Source organism: Pseudomonas sp. Marseille-Q5299 (assembly GCF_943737035.1).
Lineage (GTDB): Bacteria > Pseudomonadota > Gammaproteobacteria > Pseudomonadales > Pseudomonadaceae > Aquipseudomonas > Aquipseudomonas putida_E.
This window is the reverse complement of the sequence record NZ_CALSFR010000002.1, coordinates 93,436-113,251: the sequence shown is the minus strand read 5'-3', so window position 1 is coordinate 113,251 and position 19,816 is coordinate 93,436. Positions and strand designations below refer to the sequence as shown.

The window sequence follows — 19,816 nt, the reverse complement described above, 5'->3', positions numbered from 1 at the left end:
ACGACCGGTCAGGCGGCCCCTGCGTGACTGTCGAGCAGGGCCATGAAGGCCCTGGCGGCGTTCGATAGCGTTCGCTCGGTATGCAATATGTAGCCTAGCTGGCGTGACAGCTGTATGCCGGGTAAAGCGATGGGTGCAACCTGATCGTCGAGCATGGTGCGCGGGAGCACGCTCCAGGCCAGGCCGATCGAGACCATCATCTTGATGGTTTCCAGGTAGTTGGTGCTCATGGCGATGTTCGGGGCCAGGCCCTGGCTTTCGAACAGGCGCTGGACGATGTGGTGGGTGAAAGTATTGCCACCTGGAAATACCGCCGGATGGCGGGCAACGTCAGCCAGGCTGACCTGGGTATTGCTGGCCAGCGGGTGCTCGGGGGCGGCGACGAAGTCCAGTGCGTCGTCCCAGACGGGGATGGCCTTGATCAGGTGATGGGGCTCTGGCGCCAGGGTGATGACCGCTATCTCGGCGCGGCCATGCAGAACCTCGTCATAGGCCGCCTCTGAATCGAGGAACTGGATATCCAGCGCAACGGCCGGGTACTGGCGAGTGAATGCCCGCAGCAGCGGGGGCAGGCGGTGCAGGCCAATGTGATGGCTGGTGGCGAGGGTCAGGCGACCACTCACCTGCCCGGTCAGGTTGGTCAGCGCACGTCGGGTATCATCGAGGACGTTGAGGATCTGATAGGCACGCGGCAGCAGGGCACGGCCGGCTTCGGTCAGGGTCACCTCGCGGCCCAGGCGATCGAACAGGCGCACGTCCAGCTGTTGCTCCAGCCCGGCAATGCGCTTGCTGATGGCCGGTTGGGTCAGGTGCAGGCGTTCGCCGGCCCCGGAGAAGCTGCCGGTCTCGGCAATGGCAATGAAGGCGCTGAGGTTGGCCAGGTCCATCGTTCGAATTCCTGATGGTTATGCAAAGCATGAAAATTATGAATTTGAGTTATTCAATCTATCGCCATAGCATCGTCCGTACAAGCCAAGGGGTCTTTGGCATAGAAAGACGCTGATGAGGAACAGTCTGATGGCTGGCAAAACGCTCTACGACAAACTCTGGGAAGCCCATGAGGTCAAGCGCCGTGATGACGGCTCGTCCTTGATCTACATCGACCGCCATATCATTCACGAAGTGACCTCGCCCCAGGCCTTTGAAGGCCTGCGCCTGGCCAACCGCAAGCCGTGGCGCATCGATGCCAACATCGCTACCCCCGACCACAACGTGCCGACCACCCCGGAACGCAAGGGCGGGATCGAGGCCATCGTCGACCAGGTGTCGCGCCTGCAGGTGCAGACCCTCGATGAGAACTGTGACGAATACGGCATCGTCGAATTCAAGATGAATGACGTGCGCCAGGGCATCGTCCATGTCATCAGCCCCGAGCAGGGCGCCACCTTGCCCGGCATGACCGTGGTCTGTGGCGACTCGCACACTTCCACCCACGGCGCCTTCGGAGCCTTGGCCCATGGTATCGGCACCTCCGAGGTCGAGCATGTGCTCGCCACCCAGTGCCTGGTCGCCAAAAAGATGAAGAACATGCTGGTGCGCGTCGAGGGCACATTGCCTGCCGGCGTGACGGCCAAGGACATCGTGCTTGCCGTGATCGGCAAGATCGGTACCGCCGGTGGCAACGGCCACGCCATGGAATTTGCTGGCAGCGCCATCCGCGCCCTGTCCATGGAAGGCCGCATGACCATTTGCAACATGTCGATCGAGGCCGGTGCACGGGTTGGCCTGGTTGCGACCGATGCCACCACCATTGCCTACGTCGAAGGCCGCCCTTATGCGCCCAAAGGCGAGCAGTGGGAGCGTGCGGTCGAGGCGTGGAAAGACCTGGTATCCGATGACGATGCGGTATTCGACACCGTGGTCGAGCTCGATGCAGCGCAAATCAAGCCGCAGGTCAGCTGGGGCACGTCGCCCGAGATGGTCCTGGCCGTCGACCAGCGTGTGCCGGACCCTGCCGCCGAAGCCGATCTGGTCAAGCGTGGCTCGATCGAGCGCGCCCTCAAGTACATGGGCCTGAGCGCCAACCAGGCGATCACCGATATCCAACTGGACCGCGTGTTCATTGGCTCCTGCACCAACTCGCGGATCGAAGACCTGCGCGCCGCAGCCGAAATCGCCAAAGGCCGCAAGGTCGCTGCCACCGTCAAGCAGGCCATCGTCGTGCCGGGTTCGGGCCTGGTCAAGGCCCAGGCCGAGCGTGAAGGCCTGGACAAGATCTTCCTCGAGGCTGGTTTCGAATGGCGTGAGCCAGGCTGCTCGATGTGCCTGGCGATGAACCCGGACCGCCTGGAAAGCGGCGAGCATTGCGCGTCCACGTCCAACCGCAACTTCGAAGGCCGTCAGGGCGCCGGTGGCCGTACCCATCTGGTCAGCCCGGCCATGGCTGCCGCTGCGGCGGTGACTGGTCACTTCATCGATGTTCGCGAGTTGATCCAAGGGAGCGCAGCATGAAAGCCTTTACCCAGCACACCGGCCTCGTCGCGCCGTTGGACCGTGCCAACGTCGACACCGATCAGATCATTCCCAAGCAGTTCCTCAAGTCGATCAAGCGTACCGGCTTCGGCCCCAACCTGTTCGACGAGTGGCGTTACCTGGACGTCGGCCAGCCTTACCAGGACAACAGCAAGCGCCCGCTGAACAAAGAGTTCGTGCTCAACCACGAGCGCTACCAGGGTGCCAGTGTGTTGCTGGCGCGGGAGAACTTCGGCTGCGGTTCGAGCCGTGAGCACGCCCCTTGGGCGCTGGACGAATACGGCTTCCGCAGCGTGATCGCGCCGAGCTTCGCCGACATCTTTTTCAACAACAGCTTCAAGAACGGCTTGTTGCCGATCATTCTGAGCGATGAGGAAGTCGACGAGCTGTTCAAGCAGGTCGAAGCCAACCCTGGCTACCAGTTGACCATCGACCTGCAGGCACAGGCGGTGACCCGTCCGGATGGCAAGGTGCTGCACTTTGAGATCGACGCGTTCCGCAAGCACTGCCTGCTCAATGGCCTGGACGATATCGGCCTGACCTTGCAGGACGGCGAGGCGATCAAGGCGTTTGAAGGCAAACACCGCACCGCACAGCCTTGGCTGTTCCGTGATGCCTGAATGATGTAATCGGGTTTGCTGGCCTCATCGCCGGCAAGCCGGCCCCCACATCGACCCCGCACTGTGCAGTCGCGGTGGGAGCCGGCTTGCCGGCGATAGCGGCCGTAGAGACAACCCAAAATCAAAAGGAATGCGCCCATGACCAGCACCACCCACACCGATGTGGTCCAACGCCAGTTCGGCGAACAGGCCAGTGCCTACCTCAGCAGCGCCGTGCACGCCCAGGGCAGTGAGTTCGCCCTGCTGCAAGCCGAGCTGGCGGGGCAGGGTGCGGCTCGCGTGCTGGACCTAGGTTGTGGTGCCGGTCATGTCAGCTTCCACGTAGCGCCTCTGGTGGCAGAGGTGGTCGCCTACGACCTGTCGCAGTCGATGCTTGACGTGGTTGCCAGCGCCGCCGCCGAGCGCGGCCTGGGCAATATCACCACCGAGCATGGTGCCGCAGAATGTCTGCCGTTCGCCGATGCCTCGTTCGATTACGTCTTCAGCCGCTACTCGGCGCACCACTGGAGCGACCTGGGTGTGGCGTTGCGCGAAGTGCGTCGGGTGTTGAAGCCGGGCGGGGTGGCAGCCTTCATTGACGTGATGTCGCCGGGCAGCCCGTTGCTCGATACCTATTTGCAAACGGTTGAAGTGCTGCGCGACACCAGCCACGTACGCGATTATTCTGCCGCCCAGTGGCAGCGCCAGGTCAGCGAAGCTGGCCTGCATGCCCGCAGCCACACCCGTCAGCGCCTGCGCCTGGAGTGGGCCTCGTGGGTCGAGCGCATGCGCACGCCCGAGCCGCTGCGCGTGGCCATACGCCAGTTGCAGCAAGCCATGGGCGAGGAAGTGCGGCAGTATTACCAGATTGAGGCAGACGGCTCGTTCAGCACCGACGTGATCGTGTTGTGGGCAGAGCGCTGAGTTTTTTACGGTGCGGCCGGGCTGGCCGCACCGCTTGAATGGATAGAGGAAAGCATGAGCAAGCAGATTCTGATTCTCCCAGGTGATGGCATTGGTCCGGAAATCATGGCCGAGGCGGTCAAGGTGCTGGCGCTGGCCAACGACAAGTTCCAGCTCGGCTTGAGCCTCGAGCACGACGTGATCGGCGGTGCTGCCATCGACAAGCACGGCGTGCCGCTGGCCGACGAGACCCTGGAACGTGCGCGCCAGGCCGATGCCGTTCTGTTGGGCGCTGTGGGCGGGCCGAAGTGGGACAAGATCGAGCGGGACATCCGCCCTGAGCGCGGCCTGCTGAAAATCCGCTCGCAGCTGGGCCTGTTCGCCAACCTGCGCCCGGCCATCCTCTACCCGCAACTGGCCGATGCCTCGTCGCTCAAGCCGGAAATCGTCTCGGGCCTGGACATCCTCATCGTCCGTGAGCTGACCGGCGGCATCTACTTCGGTGCCCCGCGTGGCCAGCGTGAACTCGAAGGCGGCGAGCGTCAGGCCTACGACACCCTCCCGTACAGCGAGAGCGAAGTGCGCCGTATCGCCCGCGTCGGCTTCGACATGGCCCGCGTGCGTGGCAAGAAGCTGTGCTCGGTGGACAAGGCCAACGTCCTGGCCTCCAGCCAACTGTGGCGTGAAGTGGTCGAGGACGTGGCCAAGGACTACCCGGACGTAGAACTGAGCCACATGTATGTAGACAACGCCGCCATGCAACTGGTGCGCGCGCCCAAGCAGTTCGACGTGATGGTGACCGACAACATGTTCGGTGACATCCTGTCGGATGAAGCTTCCATGCTGACCGGTTCGATCGGCATGCTGCCTTCGGCGTCGCTCGATGCCAACAACAAGGGCATGTACGAGCCTTGCCACGGCTCGGCGCCGGACATCGCCGGCCAAGGCATTGCCAACCCGCTGGCGACCATTCTGTCGGTGTCGATGATGCTGCGTTACAGCTTCAACCAGCAGGCCGCAGCCGAGGCCATCGAGCAGGCGGTAAGCCAGGTCCTGGACCAGGGCCTGCGTACCGGTGACATCTGGTCGGCCGGTTGCAGCAAGGTAGGTACGCAGGAAATGGGCGACGCAGTAGTCGCAGCGCTGCGGAATCTGTAATCTCTCTGGCCCGCCACCGTTTTTGGTCGGTGGCGGCCCACTTTTAGCAAAGGTGTAGTTGCGATGAAACGTGTAGGTCTGATCGGTTGGCGCGGCATGGTCGGTTCCGTGCTCATGCAGCGGATGCTGGAGGAGCAGGATTTCGACCTTATCGAGCCGGTGTTCTTCACTACCTCCAATGTCGGTGGCCAGGGCCCGAACGTGGGCAAGGATATTGCTCCGCTCAAGGACGCTTATTCGATTGAAGAACTCAAGACCCTCGACGTGATCCTGACCTGTCAGGGCGGCGACTACACCAACGAGGTCTTCCCCAAGCTGCGTGAAGCCGGCTGGCAGGGGTACTGGATCGATGCTGCCTCGTCGCTGCGCATGCAGGACGATGCGGTGATCGTGCTCGACCCGGTCAACCGCAAGGTGATCGACCAGCAGCTCGATGCCGGCACCAAGAACTACATCGGCGGCAACTGCACCGTCAGCCTGATGCTGATGGGCCTTGGCGGCCTGTTCGAAGCGGGCCTGGTCGAGTGGATGAGCGCCATGACCTACCAGGCGGCGTCCGGTGCCGGTGCGCAGAACATGCGTGAGCTGATCAAGCAGATGGGTGCTACCCACGCGGCAGTTGCCGATGACCTGGCCAACCCGGCCAGCGCCATCCTCGACATCGACCGCAAGGTGGCCGAGGCCATGCGCAGCGAGGCCTACCCGGCCGAGAACTTCGGCGTGCCCCTGGCGGGCAGCCTGATCCCATGGATCGACAAGGAGCTGCCGAACGGCCAGAGCCGTGAAGAGTGGAAGGCCCAGGCCGAAACCAACAAGATCCTCGGCCGCTTCAAGAGCCCGATCCCGGTCGATGGCATCTGCGTGCGCATCGGCGCCATGCGCTGCCACAGCCAGGCACTGACCATCAAGCTGAACAAGGACGTGCCGCTGGCCGATATCGAAGGCATGATCAGCCAGCACAACCCGTGGGTGAAGCTGGTGCCGAACCAGCGCGAGATCAGCATGCAGGAGCTGACCCCGACCAACGTCACCGGTACCCTGAACATTCCGGTGGGCCGTTTGCGCAAGCTGAACATGGGCTCGCAGTATCTGGGCGCGTTCACCGTCGGCGATCAGCTGCTGTGGGGTGCTGCCGAGCCGCTGCGCCGCATGCTGCGGATTCTGCTCGAGCGTTGATCGTTCTGCGTTGAACAGAAAACCCGCGCTGGTGACAGCGCGGGTTTTTTTATGGTGCGCGCCCCACGGGGCCAGCACAGACAAAACGGTACAATCCGAGTAAAGTGCCGCCCCCCGCCGTTACAGCAAAAGGATCCTCTCCATGACCCAACCCCTGGACATCGCCGTCGTCGGCGCCACCGGTAGCGTCGGTGAAACCTTGGTACAGATTCTCGAAGAATTGCACTTCCCGGTCGGCACGCTGCACCTGCTGGCCAGCATGGAGTCGGCGGGCAGCAGCGTGATGTTCGCCGGCAAGAAGGTCAAAGTGCGTGAAGTCGACAGTTTCGATTTCACCCAGGTCAAACTGGCCTTCTTCGCCGCCAGCCCGGCCGTCAGCCGTAGCTTTGCCAGCAAGGCCCGTGAGGCCGGCTGCACGGTCATTGACCTGTCTGGCGGCCTGGATGACGCCCTGGCGGTCGTGCCTGAGGCCAACGCCGAGCGCATCGCCAGCCTGGCGCTGCCGGCGTGCATCGCCAGCCCCAGTGCTGCAGCCGTGGCCTTGGCCGTCGCGCTGGCGCCACTGAAGGGGCTGTTGGAGATCGAGCGTGTGCAGGTCATGGCCGCGCTCGCGGTGTCTGCCCAGGGCCGGGAGGCTGTCAACGAACTGGCCCGGCAGACCGCCGAGTTGCTCAACGCCCGCCCGCTGGAGCCGCGTTTCTTCGATCGCCAGGTGGCGTTCAACCTGCTGGCCCAGGTCGGTACGGCAGACGAACAGGGCCACACCGCGCTCGAACGCCGCCTGGTTGATGAGCTGCCGGTGCTGTTGGGGCAGCCGGAACTGAAGATTTCCGTGACCTGCGTTCAAGTCCCGGTGTTTTTTGGCGATAGCTTCAGTGTGGCGGTACAGAGCCGTAATCCGGTGGATCTTGTTGCGGTCAATGCCGCGCTGGAGGGTGCCGACAGTGTCGAGCTGGTCGAGCGGGATGATTATCCGACCCCGGTAGGGGACGCAGTAGGGCAAGACGTGGTCTATGTTGGTCGTGTACGCCATGGTGTTGACGAAGACCAGCAGCTCAACCTGTGGCTGACCACCGACAACCTGCGCAAGGGCGCTGCGCTCAACGCCGTGCAGGTGGCGCAATTGTTGATTAAACACATAGCGTAAAAGATACTGGCGAGCACTTTTGTCCCGCACCGCATGCGGTTTCGGGACGATTCATACAAGGGATGAGGTCATGCTTCGAATTCGCAAACTGGTTCTGGCCATGGCGGCAGCGTCGGCGCTGTCATCTGGCATGGCGAACGCCCTGGGGTTGGGTGAGCTGACGCTCAAGTCGGCGCAGAACCAGCCGCTGGACGCCGAGATCGAATTGCTCGATGTGCGCGACCTCACCGCTGCCGAAGTGGCACCAAGCCTGGCGCCGCCGGAAGAGTTCAGCAAGGCCGGGGTGGAGTATCCGGGCTACCTTGAGGACCTGAGCTTTACCCCGGTGATCAACCCCAATGGCAAGAGCGTGCTGCGGGTAACCTCCAGTCAGCCGCTGCCGGGCTCGGTGGTCAAGTTTCTGGTCCAGGTGATGTGGCCCCAGGGCCGCCTGCTGCGTGACTACAGTGTGCTGCTCGACCAGGCCAAGGCCCAGGGCGAGCAGCCTGCCGCGGCCAATGTCACCCCGGCAACCAGCAGCGCCGGCAGCTACACCACCAAACGCCGCGATACCCTTTGGCAGATTGCTGCGCGCAATACCCAAAGTGGTGGCTCGGTGCAGCAGACCATGATCGCCATTCAGGCGCTGAACCCGGATGCCTTTATCGGCAACAATATCAACCAGTTGAAGGTTGGCCAGGTGTTGCGCCTGCCCGATCGTCAGCAGGTCCAGAGCATCCCCCAGGCCGAGGCCAATCGCGAAGTGGCCGAACAGTACGCCGCCTGGCGTGAGGGCCGGCGCCTCGGCCCCCGCGCCAGGCAGTTGGACGCCACCCGTCGCGGCGCTGCCGATGCGGCGCCCGAGCGTATCGCCCGGGGCGACAACCTGCGCCTGGTCAGCCCAGGCAACCAGCCTGGCGCTGGCGATGCCAAGGCGCTCAACGACAAGCTGGCCGTGGCCCAGGAGAGCCTGGACACCAGCCGTCGTGACAATGAAGAACTCAAGAGCCGGATGAGCGACCTGCAGAGCCAGCTGGACAAGCTGCAGCGCCTGATTCAGCTCAAGAACGACCAGCTGGCACGCCTGGAGGCACAGGGTGCTGCCGGGGAGCCGGCATCGGCCGCCGCCTTGCCTGGTGAATCGGCCCCGGCGCAGCCTGCAGGCAACGCCCAGGTACCGCCCGCCGAGCCCGTCGTGGCACCGGCGCCGGCTGCCGTCGACACCGCGCCTGGCTCTGCCCCGGCTGGCGAGGATGCCCCAGCCGCCCAGCAGCCGGGCGCGCTGGATGAGATGCTGGGGAATCCGTTGGTGCTGGGCCTGATCGCAGGTTCCGCATTCCTCGTGCTGCTGTTGCTGCTGTTGCTGCTGGCGCGCCGACGCAAAGCCCAGCAGGAGGCCGAAAAGCACCTGCGTATGGCGCGGGCACTGGCCGAGGAGGGCGAGCGTAACCCCGACCTCGACCTGCCTTCGAGCAGCTTCGATGAGCTGGAAGTGTCGGCGCCTGGCGTAACCCTGTCGCCGGCGGTGGTAGCGGCTTCGGCTGCTGCAGCCGTTGCGGCGGAAAAACCCGTAGCCCCAGCCCCCGTTGCCGCGCCATCACCGGCACAGGACCCGAATGCCGAGCTGTTAGCTGAGGTCGAGCAGAGCCTGGCCAGCGGCCGTCTGAACCATGCGGCCGACCTGTTGGAGACGGCCGTCGCTGCGCAACCGGAGCATGATGGCCTGCGGTTGAAGCTGATGGAGGTTTATGCGCGCCAGGGTGACCACAGCGCATTCGTGGAGCAGGAGCGCAAGCTGCCGGGCAGCGAAGAAAATATCGCGCAGGTCAGTCAGCTCAAGGAGCATTACCCGGCCATGCTCGGCATCGCCGCAGCGGGGCTGGGGGCTGCGGCGCTGGCTGCCGAACTGGATGAGCAGTATGTGCAGGATCTGTTGCAGGATGAGGCGCAGCCGCCGGCAGAGGTCGATGCCGAGCCTGAGCCTGACGCTGTTGCTGAGCCTGAGCCTGAGCCTGAGCCTGAACCTGAACCGCAAGCCGAGGCCGATGCTCAAGCGCCTGCCCTTGATGACAATGGTCTGGACAGTGCCTTCGACCTTGACCTGGGTGACGATCTGCCCCTGAACGACCTTGAACCGCCGATGCTCGATGAAGCGGCGTTGACGGATCTGCAGGTAAATGACGAGCCGCTCGCCGCCGCTGATCCTGCCGTGCAGGAAGCAGATGCCGATGCCGACTTCGAAGCCTTGCTGGCGCAGGCTCAGGCCGAACCGCAGAGCGTCGATGATCTGGCGGACTTCGACCTGGACATGGGTGAGCCGAGCGTTGCCGAACCGGTCGAGGAAGAGCCGGTCGACGTTGCTGCCGAACTGGCCGCTTTCGATTCCATCCCTGAGTTCGACCCGATTTCCGAGCTGGAGCTGCCGGAAGACTTCGACCTGTCGCTGTCGCTGGATGACCAGTCACCGGCTGCCAAGAGCTTTGCTTCGGAGCTGAGCGACGTCAACGCCGAACTGGACAAGCTCTCGCAGAATCTCGAGTCGCCGTCGCTGGCGCCGCACTTCACCGCTGCAGATGCTGCCCAGGAGCCGGAACCTTTGGACGACCTGGACTTCGATTTCTTCTCCGGCAGCGACGAAGTGGCCACCAAGCTCGATCTGGCACGTGCCTATATCGACATGGGCGACCATCAGGGTGCGCGTGACATCCTCGATGAAGTGGTCAAGGATGGCGACGACACCCAGCGTCAGGAAGCCGAAGACATGCTGTCCCGGCTGGTCTGAAGGCCTCACCTGCAGCGTAAAACCAACGGCAGCCCAACAAGGCTGCCGTTGTCGTTATAATCCCCGGCACTTCGTATTGCCCCACAGGTTTCACGCTCTTGGACATCATCGACACCGCTGCCACCGAATCGGCCGCCGAAGGCTTCACCCGCATTGCCCTGGGCGTGGAATACAAGGGTTCGCGCTACCGCGGCTGGCAACGCCAGGCCAGCGGTGTGCCCAGTGTCCAGCAGGCACTGGAGCAAGCCCTGTCGAAAGTGGCCAACGAGCCCATCACGGTGGTCTGCGCCGGGCGTACCGACGCCGGTGTGCATGGGTGTGGGCAGATCGTGCATTTCGATACCCGCGCCAATCGCGACGAACGCGCCTGGACCCTGGGCAGCAACTTCAACCTGCCCCATGACATCAGTGTGGTCTGGTCGCGGCCGATGCCTGCGGATTTCCATGCGCGCTTCAAGGCCACCGCCCGGCGCTACCGTTATGTCATCTACAACGACCCGATCCGCCCGGCACACTTGGCCGAGGAAGTGACCTGGAATCACCGGCCGCTTGATGTAGAACGCATGGCCGATGCTGCGCAGTTCCTGCTGGGTACCCACGACTTCAGTGCCTTTCGCGCCAGCCAGTGCCAGGCCAAGTCGCCGATCAAGCATATCCATCACCTGCGGGTCACCCGTCACGGGCAGATGATCGTGCTGGATGTGCGGGCCACCGCTTTCCTGCACCATATGGTGCGCAACATTGCCGGCGTGCTGATGACCATTGGTGCAGGTGAGCGCCCTGCGGGCTGGGCCCGTGAAGTGCTGGAAGGGCGCAACCGGCGCGAAGGCGGTGTGACGGCCCATCCGTACGGCCTGTACCTGGTGCAGGTAGAGTACCCGGAGGAATTCCAGCTGCCACAGCGTTACATTGGCCCACACTTTCTGACTGGCTACGAGGCGTTGGCCGACTGACGGGCGAAAACGCTTTTGCTACCATCGGGCCTTTCAGTGTTTTCTCAGGGTTTGCAGTCCATGAGCAATGTTCGCAGCAAGATCTGCGGGATTACCCGCATAGAAGACGCGCTGGCCGCCGCCGAGGCGGGGGCCGATGCCATCGGCTTCGTTTTCTATGCCAAAAGCCCGCGCGCCGTCGACGTGCGCCAGGCGCGGGCGATCATGGCCGAGTTGCCACCCTTCGTGACTACGGTCGGCCTGTTCGTCAACGCCTCGCGCTGCGAACTCAACGAGATCCTCGAGGCTGTGCCGCTGGACCTGCTACAGTTCCACGGCGACGAAACCCCGGCTGACTGCGAAGGCTACCACCGCCCCTGGATCAAGGCGCTGCGAGTGCGCCCGGGTGACGACCTGGAGGCTGCCTGCCGGCACTATGCCGGTGCGCGTGGCATCCTGCTCGACACCTATGTTGCCGGCGTACCCGGTGGTACTGGCGAAGCGTTCGACTGGTCGCTGGTGCCTTCACGGCTGAGCAAGCCGATCATTCTCGCCGGAGGCTTGTCGGCCGGCAATGTCGGCCAGGCCATCGCCCAGGTACGGCCGTATGCGGTGGATGTCAGTGGTGGTGTGGAGCAGGCCAAGGGCATAAAGGACGCGGCGAAGATCGAAGCGTTCATGCGCGCGGTGAAACAGGCGTGATGCCAGATGTGACGGCTGGCTGCGCGCCATCGTCCATAGCTATCGCAGCCCTGCGGGGCGGCTGCCGGCATGCCGGTTGGCCAAAGAATACGTTGAAGACGGTGCGGTACGCAGGCAGCCCCTGTGGCCGGTTCGTCATCGTTTGACAGAAGAATTTGAGCTCAAAGGGCAGGGCATGGCCGGCCAGACTGGTCCCCGCCCGCCAATACTGGAGAAATAAAGCATGAGCAACTGGTTAGTCGACAAACTGATCCCTTCGATCATGCGTTCCGAGGTGAAGAAGAGCTCGGTGCCAGAAGGCCTGTGGCACAAGTGCCCAGCCTGTGAGGCCGTGCTGTATCGTCCGGAGCTGGAAAAGACCCTGGATGTCTGCCCCAAGTGCAACCACCACATGCGTATTGGCGCACGCCAGCGCATCGACATCTTCCTCGATGCTGAAGGCCGTGCCGAGCTGGGTGCCGAGCTGGAGCCGGTCGACCGCCTGAAATTCCGCGATGGCAAAAAGTACAAGGACCGCCTGGTCGGTGCCCAGAAGCAGACCGGCGAGAAGGACGCCCTGATCTCCATGAGCGGTACCCTGATGGGCATGCCGATCGTGGTCAGTGCCTTCGAATTTTCCTTCATGGGTGGTTCCATGGGCGCCGTCGTCGGTGAGCGTTTTGTCCGCGCCGCCAACCATGCCCTGGAAAACCGCTGCCCGATGATCTGCTTCTCGGCCTCCGGTGGTGCGCGCATGCAGGAAGCGCTGATCTCGCTGATGCAGATGGCCAAGACCTCGGCCGTGCTGGCCCGCCTGCGCGAAGAGGGCATTCCGTTCATCTCCGTATTGACCGATCCGGTCTACGGCGGTGTTTCCGCCAGTCTGGCGATGCTCGGCGATGTCATTGTCGGTGAGCCGAAGGCGCTGATCGGCTTTGCCGGCCCGCGCGTGATCGAGCAGACCGTGCGCGAAAAGCTGCCTGAGGGCTTCCAGCGCAGCGAGTTCCTGCTGGAGCACGGCGCCATCGACCTGATCATCTCGCGTGGCGAGCTGCGTCCACGCCTGGCGCGTCTGCTGGCGCAGATGACCGGCCAGGAAACTCCCGAGCAGGCACGCGAGGCCGCTGCGGTCGCCTGATGAAAGACAGAACCCTGGGCGAATGGCTCGCCTACCTCGAGCAGTTGCACCCCTCGGCCATCGACATGGGGCTGGAGCGTTCGCAAAAGGTGCTTGCACGATTGGCCCTGGGCAAGCTGGCGCCCCGTGTGGTGACCGTCACCGGCACCAACGGCAAAGGCTCGACCTGTGCCTTCGTGGCGTCGATGCTGCGTGCCCAGGGGCTCAAGGTTGGCGTGTACAGCTCGCCACACCTGTTGCGTTACAACGAACGGGTGCTGATCGATGGTCAGGAGGCCAGTGATGAGCGCCTGTGCGAAGCCTTTGCGGCCGTCGAGGCGGCGCGAGGCGAGATTTCCCTTACCTATTTCGAGATGGGCACCCTGGCGGCATTCTGGCTGTTCTACCAGTCCGGGCTGGATGCCGTGGTGCTTGAAGTAGGCCTGGGTGGTCGTCTGGATACCGTGAACGTCGTCGATGCCGACCTGGCCCTGGTGACCAGTATCGGCGTCGACCATGTCGATTACCTGGGCGATACCCGCGAGTTGGTAGCCTTCGAGAAGGCTGGCATCTTCCGCCCGGGCAAGCCGGCACTGTGCGGTGACCTGGATCCCCCTCGGCCACTGTTGGACAAGGCGCGTGAACTGGCGGCGCCGTTGTTCCTGCGGGGGCGTGACTTCGATCTGACCAGTGCCGATAGTACCTGGCACTGGCGCGGGACAGCAGCAGATGGCGCGGTGGTGGAGCTGTCAGGCCTGCCGCTGCTCGACCTGCCGATGGAGAACGCCACCCTGGCCCTGCAGGCTTATTTGCTGATGGGGCTGCCTTGGGATGCCGGGCAAATTCGTCAGGCGCTGCTCGATACCCGTATCACCGGGCGGCTGGACCGTCGCACGTTCAGTTGGCAAGGCAAGCGCGTGGAGCTGTTGCTGGATGTGGGGCATAACCCCCATGCAGCAGAATACCTGGCGCGTCGCCTGTCAGCGCGACCGCTCAAGGGCCGGCGCCTGGCAGTCTTCGGCCTGCTGGCGGACAAGGACCTGGCAGGCGTCCTGGCGCCGTTGCAGGGCCTGGTCGACGACTGGGCGGTGGCGCCTTTGCAGTCACCGCGCAGCCGTCCGGCCGCCGAACTCGTCGGCGCCTTGACGAACCTCGGCGCGTCGGTGAAGTCTTATTCCAGCGTCGGCGCCGCTCTTGATGGGCAATGCGCTCAGGCGACGGCGGATGACCAGATCCTGCTGTTCGGTTCGTTTTTCTGTGTTGCCGAGGCCCTGGAATGGCTGGGGCAGCAGGCCCTGGAGGGGTGAGTAGATGGCAGTGCTGGATAAAGGGATGAAACAGCGCATGGTGGGTGCGTTGGTGCTGGTGGCGCTGGCGGTGATTTTCTTGCCGATGCTGTTCACCCGCGAGGACGAAATGCGCCAGGTGCGCGTCGAGGCCCCGCAGGCTCCAGCGATGCCGAGCTTGCCTGAAGTCAAGGTAGAGCCGGTTGCAGTGCCCGAGCCGCAACCGCTGCCGCAAGAGCCGCAGCAGGCACCTGTGGTGGTCAATGAGTCCTCGGCCCCGGTGGCCACGCCGAGCCAGCCGATCACGCCTTCGCCGCAAACCCAGGCTCAAGTTCAGCCCAAGCCGCAGGCGCCTGCTCCGGCATCCAAGGCCCAGGTGCAGCCGGCCGCTACGCCTGCGCCAGCAGCAAGCGCTACCGCACCGTCGAAAATCGACGTCAACGGCTTGCCGGTGAGCTGGTCGATCCAGCTGGCCAGCCTGTCCAATCGCGCCGGAGCCGAGAACCTGCAGAAAACCCTGCGCAGCCAGGGTTACAATGCCTACATTCGTTCGGCCGGTGGCATGAATCGGGTGTATGTGGGTCCGCTGATCGAGCGTGCCGAGGCTGAGCGCCTGCGTGATGCAATCAATCGGCAGCAGAAGCTGAAGGGCTTTGTGATCCGTTTCCAGCCAGAACGCGGTTGATTTCAGGGGGCTGCCCTGCAGCCCATCTGCGGGCTGGCCAATCGGCCTGACATTCCGCTTACTCCCGGCCCTTTGCTCTGGTAAAATGCGCCGCCTCAAACGTCTGCAGGCAGCACCGTGGCATTTACCTGGGTTGATTGGGCGATCATCGCGATCATCGCCGTTTCCACACTGATCAGTCTCAAGCGCGGCTTCGTCAAGGAAGCCTTGTCCCTGCTCATCTGGATCATTGCCGGTGCAGTCGCCTGGATGTTCGGTGGGTCGCTCTCGGTGTATCTTGAAAGCTACATCCAGACCCCATCGATGCGCATCATCGCTGGCTGCGCCATTCTTTTCGTCGCCACCCTGCTGGTGGGCGCGATGGTCAATTTCCTGGTCGGTGAGCTGATCCGCGTGACCGGGCTGTCCGGTACCGATCGTTTTCTCGGCATGGCCTTCGGCGCGGCGCGCGGAGCCTTGCTGGTGGTGGTCGCCATCGGCCTGCTCAGCCTGGGGCCGGTGCAGCAGGATACCTGGTGGCAGGAATCTCGCCTGATACCACAGTTTCTATTGGTCGCTGACTGGTCGAAGAACCTGATCCTGGGTTTCACCAGCCAGTGGATGTCCAGTGGGGTGATCAGCACTCCGGCTGATCTCCCGTTCAAGGAACAGTTGCTCGGGCCTGCAAAGCCTTGAGCGCTATTCACTCAAGTTTCATCAAAGTAGGGGTTGCGTCGCATGTGTGGCATCGTCGGTATCGTCGGTAAGTCGAACGTCAATCAGGCGCTGTATGACGCGCTTACGGTCCTCCAGCACCGCGGCCAGGACGCTGCAGGTATCGTGACCAGCCACGACGGCCGGTTGTTCCTGCGCAAGGATAATGGCCTGGTGCGCGATGTCTTCCAGCAGCGCCACATGCAGCGCCTGGTAGGCCATATGGGTATCGGCCACGTCCGTTACCCGACTGCGGGCAGTTCGACCTCGGCCGAAGCCCAGCCGTTCTATGTCAACTCGCCGTACGGCATCACCCTGGCGCACAACGGCAACCTGACCAACGTCGAGCAGTTGGCCAAGGAGATCTACGAGTCCGACCTGCGCCACGTCAACACCAACTCCGACTCGGAAGTGCTGCTGAACGTGTTCGCCCATGAGCTGGCGGTGCGTGGCAAGCTGCAGCCCACCGAAGAAGACGTGTTCGCCGCCGTTTCCCACGTGCACAGCCGCTGCGTCGGCGGTTACGCCGTGGTGGCGATGGTCACCGGCTATGGCATTGTCGGCTTCCGTGACCCCAACGGCATTCGCCCGGTGGTGTTCGGCCAGCGTCATACCGACGAAGGCGTTGAATACATGATCGCCTCGGAAAGCGTTGCCCTGGACGTGCTCGGCTTCACCCTGATCAGCGACCTGGCGCCCGGCGAAGCGGTGTACATCACCGAAGAAGGCCAGCTGTACACCAAGCAGTGCGCTCAAAGCCCGAAACTGCAACCGTGCATCTTCGAGCACGTCTACCTGGCCCGTCCGGACTCGATCATGGATGGCGTTTCGGTATACAAGGCGCGCTTGCGCATGGGCGAGAAGCTGGCCGAGAAGATCCAGCGCGAGCGCCCGGACCACGACATCGATGTGGTCATCCCGATCCCTGACACCAGCCGCACCGCCGCCCTGGAGCTGGCCAACCACCTGGGCGTCAAGTTCCGCGAAGGCTTCGTGAAAAACCGCTACATTGGCCGTACCTTCATCATGCCCGGCCAGGCTGCACGCAAGAAATCGGTGCGCCAGAAGCTCAACGCCATCGAGCTGGAATTCCGCGGCAAGAACGTGATGCTGGTCGACGACTCGATCGTACGCGGCACCACCTGCAAGCAGATCATCCAGATGGCCCGCGAAGCCGGCGCGAAAAACGTCTACTTCTGTTCCGCGGCCCCTGCAGTGCGTTACCCCAACGTCTACGGCATCGACATGCCGAGCGCTCACGAACTGATCGCCCACAACCGCACTACCGATCAGGTGGCCGAGTTGATCGGCGCCGACTGGCTGGTCTATCAGGACCTGCCGGACCTGATCGAATCGGTCGGTGGCGGCAAGATCAAGATCGAGCACTTCGATTGCGCGGTGTTCAACGGTGAATACGTCACTGGCGACATCGACGAGGCCTACCTCGACCGCATCGAGCAGGCTCGCAATGACCTGGCCAAGGTGAAGAACCAGGCGGTCAGCGCGATCATCGACCTCTACAACAACTGATTTGGAGAGCGACGGCATGACGGATCAATGGGATGCCGGGCGACTGGACAGTGACCTCGAGGGTGTCGGCTTCGACACCCTGGCGGTGCGTGCCGGTCAGAACCGTACACCGGAGGCGGAGCACAGCGAAGCGCTGTTCCTGACCTCCAGCTATGTCTTCCGCACGGCCGCTGATGCGGCCGCGCGCTTTGCCGGTGAAACCCCGGGCAACGTCTACTCGCGCTACACCAACCCGACCGTGCGTGCCTTCGAGGAGCGCCTGGCGGCAATGGAAGGTGCCGAGCAGGCCGTGGCCACCTCTACCGGCATGGCGGCGATCCTCGCCGTGGTGATGTCGTTGTGCAGCGCCGGCGACCATGTGCTGGTGTCGCAGAGCGTGTTCGGCTCGACGATCAGCCTGTTCGAGAAGTACTTCAAGCGTTTCGGCGTACAAGTGGACTACGTGCCGCTGGTCGATCTGGCGGGTTGGGACAAGGCCATCAAGGCCAATACCAAGCTGCTGATCCTCGAGTCGCCTTCCAACCCGTTGGCCGAACTGGTGGACATTGCCGCGCTGGCCGAGATTGCCCATGCCCGTGGTGCCATGCTGGTGGTGGACAACTGCTTCAGCACCCCGGCGCTGCAGCAGCCGCTCAAGCTTGGCGCTGACATCGTGTTCCATTCCGCTACCAAGTTCATCGACGGCCAGGGCCGTTGCATGGGCGGTGTTGTGGCCGGGCGCAGCGAGCAGATGAAAGAAGTGGTGGGCTTTTTGCGCACCGCCGGCCCGACCCTCAGCCCGTTCAACGCCTGGATCTTCACCAAAGGCCTGGAAACCCTCAAGCTGCGCATGCGTGCGCACTGCCAGAGCGCTCAGCAACTGGCCGAGTGGCTGGAGCAGCAGGAGGGTATCGAGAAGGTGCATTACGCCGGCTTGCCAAGCCATCCGCAGCACGAACTGGCCAAGCGCCAGATGAGCGGCTTTGGTGCGGTGGTGAGTTTCGAGGTCAAGGGTGGCAAGGAAGGCGCCTGGCGCTTCATCGATGCCACGCGGGTGATCTCGATCACCACCAACCTGGGTGACAGCAAGACCACTATCGCGCACCCGGCCACCACCTCCCACGGCCGCCTGACGCCGCAGGAGCGTGAGGCTGCGGGTATTCGCGACAGCCTGATCCGCGTTGCCGTCGGCCTGGAAGACGTGGCTGACCTGCAAGCCGACCTTGCGCGTGGGCTGGCAGCGCTGTGATCGACTGGAAGGGCGGCGGGCCGGGCCATAACGGCCGGGTAGCCCTGGTAACCGGTGCCGCACGCGGCATCGGCCTGGGCGTTGCTGCCTGGTTGATCTGCGAGGGTTGGCAGGTGGTGCTGAGCGACCTGGACCGCCCTCGCGGCGCCAAGGTTGCCAAGGCCCTGGGTGAAAACGCCTGGTTCATCACCATGGACGTAGCCGACGAAGCCCAGGTCAGTGCCGGGGTTTCCGAGGTGTTGGGGCAGTTCGGGCGGCTGGACGCGCTGGTGTGCAACGCGGCCATCGCCAACCCGCACAACCAGACCCTGGAGAGCCTGAGCCTGGCGCAATGGAACCGTGTGCTGGCGGTCAACCTCAGCGGCCCGATGCTGTTGGCCAAGCACTGTGCGCCTTACTTGCGAGCGCACAATGGTGCGATCGTCAATCTGGCCTCGACCCGTGCCCGGCAGTCCGAGCCGGATACCGAGGCCTATGCAGCAAGCAAGGGCGGCCTGGTGGCGTTGACCCATGCCCTGGCCATGAGCCTGGGCCCGGAGATCCGCGTCAATGCCGTGAGCCCGGGCTGGATCGATACGCGCGACCCTGCGCAACGCCGTGCCGAGCCGTTGAGCGATGCCGACCATGCCCAGCATCCGACGGGCAGGGTAGGGACGGTGGAAGACGTGGCGGCCATGGTTGCTTGGCTGTTGTCGCGCCAGGCAGCTTTCGTCACTGGCCAGGAGTTCGTGGTCGATGGCGGCATGACGCGCAAGATGATCTATAGCTGAGCTGCAAGCTGCAAGCTGCAAGCTGCAAGAGGGGGCCGTGAGGTCCCTTCGTCATTTGCCGGGCTTGGAAATCGGGCCAGCACCACCTGGCTTTTTCTTGCGGCTTGCAGCTTGAAGCTTGCAACTGCTCTCCCACCCTTTTCAAAAAAAAAATCAACGGGGCTATTGACTTAGCATCGGCACCTGCGTAAATTTCGCGGCCTCAGCGAAGCAAACGCAACAAGCAACATCGCGAGGGTGATTAGCTCAGCCGGGAGAGCATCTGCCTTACAAGCAGAGGGTCGGCGGTTCGATCCCGTCATCACCCACCACTTCCTGAGCGTTCCTGGTGCACGATGCTTCGAAAGAGGCAGATGGCCAGAGAGGAACAAGGCCTGATAAGCCACTATGCGCAGCGGTAGTTCAGTCGGTTAGAATACCGGCCTGTCACGCCGGGGGTCGCGGGTTCGAGTCCCGTCCGCTGCGCCATTCTTCAGTAACAGATGGGTGCTTTGCACCGGTCTGAAGCCAAAAGGCAACATTGCCTCAGGCTGATCCCAGTTTCAATCAGGCGCAAGCCTGAACGATACGCAGCGGTAGTTCAGTCGGTTAGAATACCGGCCTGTCACGCCGGGGGTCGCGGGTTCGAGTCCCGTCCGCTGCGCCATCTTCGTTTCGAAGCCCCTTGAACGCTTCGAA

17 protein-coding genes and 3 tRNA genes are annotated in these 19,816 nt (G+C 63.4%); 19 read left to right on the top strand and 1 reads right to left on the bottom strand.

What is annotated here, in order from left to right:
- Positions 1-8: 8 nt before the first annotated feature.
- Positions 9-887 (bottom strand): LysR family transcriptional regulator, encoded by an 879-nt coding sequence (locus NGJ21_RS04930; RefSeq protein ID WP_251961901.1) that lies wholly within the window; start codon positions 885-887, stop codon positions 9-11.
- 130 nt (positions 888-1,017) lie between these two features.
- Here NGJ21_RS04930 and leuC point away from each other — a divergent pair, with 130 nt between their 5' ends.
- From leuC to NGJ21_RS04835, 19 genes are all read left to right on the top strand, one after another.
- On the top strand, positions 1,018-2,451 hold the full coding sequence (gene leuC / locus NGJ21_RS04925) for a 3-isopropylmalate dehydratase large subunit (protein WP_046786538.1): 1,434 nt from the start codon (positions 1,018-1,020) through the stop codon (positions 2,449-2,451).
- On the top strand, positions 2,448-3,092 hold the full coding sequence (leuD, locus tag NGJ21_RS04920) for a 3-isopropylmalate dehydratase small subunit (RefSeq protein WP_046786537.1): 645 nt from the start codon (positions 2,448-2,450) through the stop codon (positions 3,090-3,092). The genes leuC and leuD overlap by 4 nt, the downstream gene beginning before the upstream one ends.
- 138 nt (positions 3,093-3,230) lie before the next feature.
- Positions 3,231-3,995, top strand: coding sequence for a class I SAM-dependent methyltransferase (locus NGJ21_RS04915; RefSeq protein ID WP_046786536.1), 765 nt, complete (start codon positions 3,231-3,233; stop codon positions 3,993-3,995).
- Positions 3,996-4,049: 54 nt separating this feature from the next.
- Positions 4,050-5,132: a 3-isopropylmalate dehydrogenase gene (gene leuB, locus NGJ21_RS04910; protein ID WP_115275634.1), complete on the top strand. Its 1,083-nt coding sequence runs from the start codon at positions 4,050-4,052 to the stop codon at positions 5,130-5,132.
- Between the two features lie 63 nt (positions 5,133-5,195).
- A complete protein-coding gene (gene asd / locus NGJ21_RS04905; RefSeq protein ID WP_046786534.1) occupies positions 5,196-6,308 on the top strand; it encodes an aspartate-semialdehyde dehydrogenase in 1,113 nt (370 codons plus the stop codon).
- A 142-nt stretch (positions 6,309-6,450) separates the two neighbouring features.
- Positions 6,451-7,455 carry an aspartate-semialdehyde dehydrogenase gene (locus NGJ21_RS04900; protein WP_119688532.1) on the top strand — a complete coding sequence of 335 codons (1,005 nt, stop codon included), beginning with the start codon at positions 6,451-6,453 and terminating at the stop codon, positions 7,453-7,455.
- A gap of 70 nt (positions 7,456-7,525) precedes the next feature.
- Complete coding sequence (locus NGJ21_RS04895) at positions 7,526-10,216, top strand: motility hub landmark protein FimV (protein WP_251961900.1); 2,691 nt, start codon at positions 7,526-7,528, stop codon at positions 10,214-10,216.
- 98 nt (positions 10,217-10,314) lie between these two features.
- On the top strand, positions 10,315-11,169 hold the full coding sequence (truA, locus tag NGJ21_RS04890; protein ID WP_046786531.1) for a tRNA pseudouridine(38-40) synthase TruA: 855 nt from the start codon (positions 10,315-10,317) through the stop codon (positions 11,167-11,169).
- 60 nt (positions 11,170-11,229) lie between these two features.
- Positions 11,230-11,850 carry a phosphoribosylanthranilate isomerase gene (locus NGJ21_RS04885; protein ID WP_012313464.1) on the top strand — a complete coding sequence of 207 codons (621 nt, stop codon included), beginning with the start codon at positions 11,230-11,232 and terminating at the stop codon, positions 11,848-11,850.
- A gap of 223 nt (positions 11,851-12,073) precedes the next feature.
- Positions 12,074-12,967, top strand: a complete 894-nt coding sequence (accD, locus tag NGJ21_RS04880; RefSeq protein ID WP_012313465.1) for an acetyl-CoA carboxylase, carboxyltransferase subunit beta — start codon at positions 12,074-12,076, stop codon at positions 12,965-12,967.
- Complete coding sequence (gene folC / locus NGJ21_RS04875; RefSeq protein ID WP_174141812.1) at positions 12,967-14,253, top strand: bifunctional tetrahydrofolate synthase/dihydrofolate synthase; 1,287 nt, start codon at positions 12,967-12,969, stop codon at positions 14,251-14,253. The genes accD and folC overlap by 1 nt, the downstream gene beginning before the upstream one ends.
- Before the next feature lie 4 nt (positions 14,254-14,257).
- Positions 14,258-14,917, top strand: a complete 660-nt coding sequence (locus tag NGJ21_RS04870) for an SPOR domain-containing protein (protein WP_115275640.1) — start codon at positions 14,258-14,260, stop codon at positions 14,915-14,917.
- Between the two features lie 117 nt (positions 14,918-15,034).
- On the top strand, positions 15,035-15,592 hold the full coding sequence (locus tag NGJ21_RS04865) for a CvpA family protein (protein WP_012313468.1): 558 nt from the start codon (positions 15,035-15,037) through the stop codon (positions 15,590-15,592).
- Positions 15,593-15,634: 42 nt separating this feature from the next.
- Entirely contained in the window at positions 15,635-17,140 is a 1,506-nt protein-coding gene (purF, locus tag NGJ21_RS04860) for an amidophosphoribosyltransferase (protein ID WP_251961899.1), read from the top strand.
- Positions 17,141-17,156: 16 nt separating this feature from the next.
- Complete coding sequence (locus tag NGJ21_RS04855) at positions 17,157-18,368, top strand: O-succinylhomoserine sulfhydrylase (RefSeq protein ID WP_039603172.1); 1,212 nt, start codon at positions 17,157-17,159, stop codon at positions 18,366-18,368.
- Positions 18,365-19,138 carry an SDR family oxidoreductase gene (locus NGJ21_RS04850; RefSeq protein ID WP_251961898.1) on the top strand — a complete coding sequence of 258 codons (774 nt, stop codon included), beginning with the start codon at positions 18,365-18,367 and terminating at the stop codon, positions 19,136-19,138. The genes NGJ21_RS04855 and NGJ21_RS04850 overlap by 4 nt, the downstream gene beginning before the upstream one ends.
- Before the next feature lie 235 nt (positions 19,139-19,373).
- Positions 19,374-19,449: transfer RNA gene (locus NGJ21_RS04845), tRNA-Val, on the top strand.
- Positions 19,450-19,529: 80 nt separating this feature from the next.
- Positions 19,530-19,606, top strand: a tRNA-Asp gene (locus NGJ21_RS04840).
- 101 nt (positions 19,607-19,707) lie between these two features.
- Positions 19,708-19,784 (top strand) — tRNA-Asp (locus NGJ21_RS04835).
- The last annotated feature ends 32 nt before the right edge of the window (positions 19,785-19,816 follow it).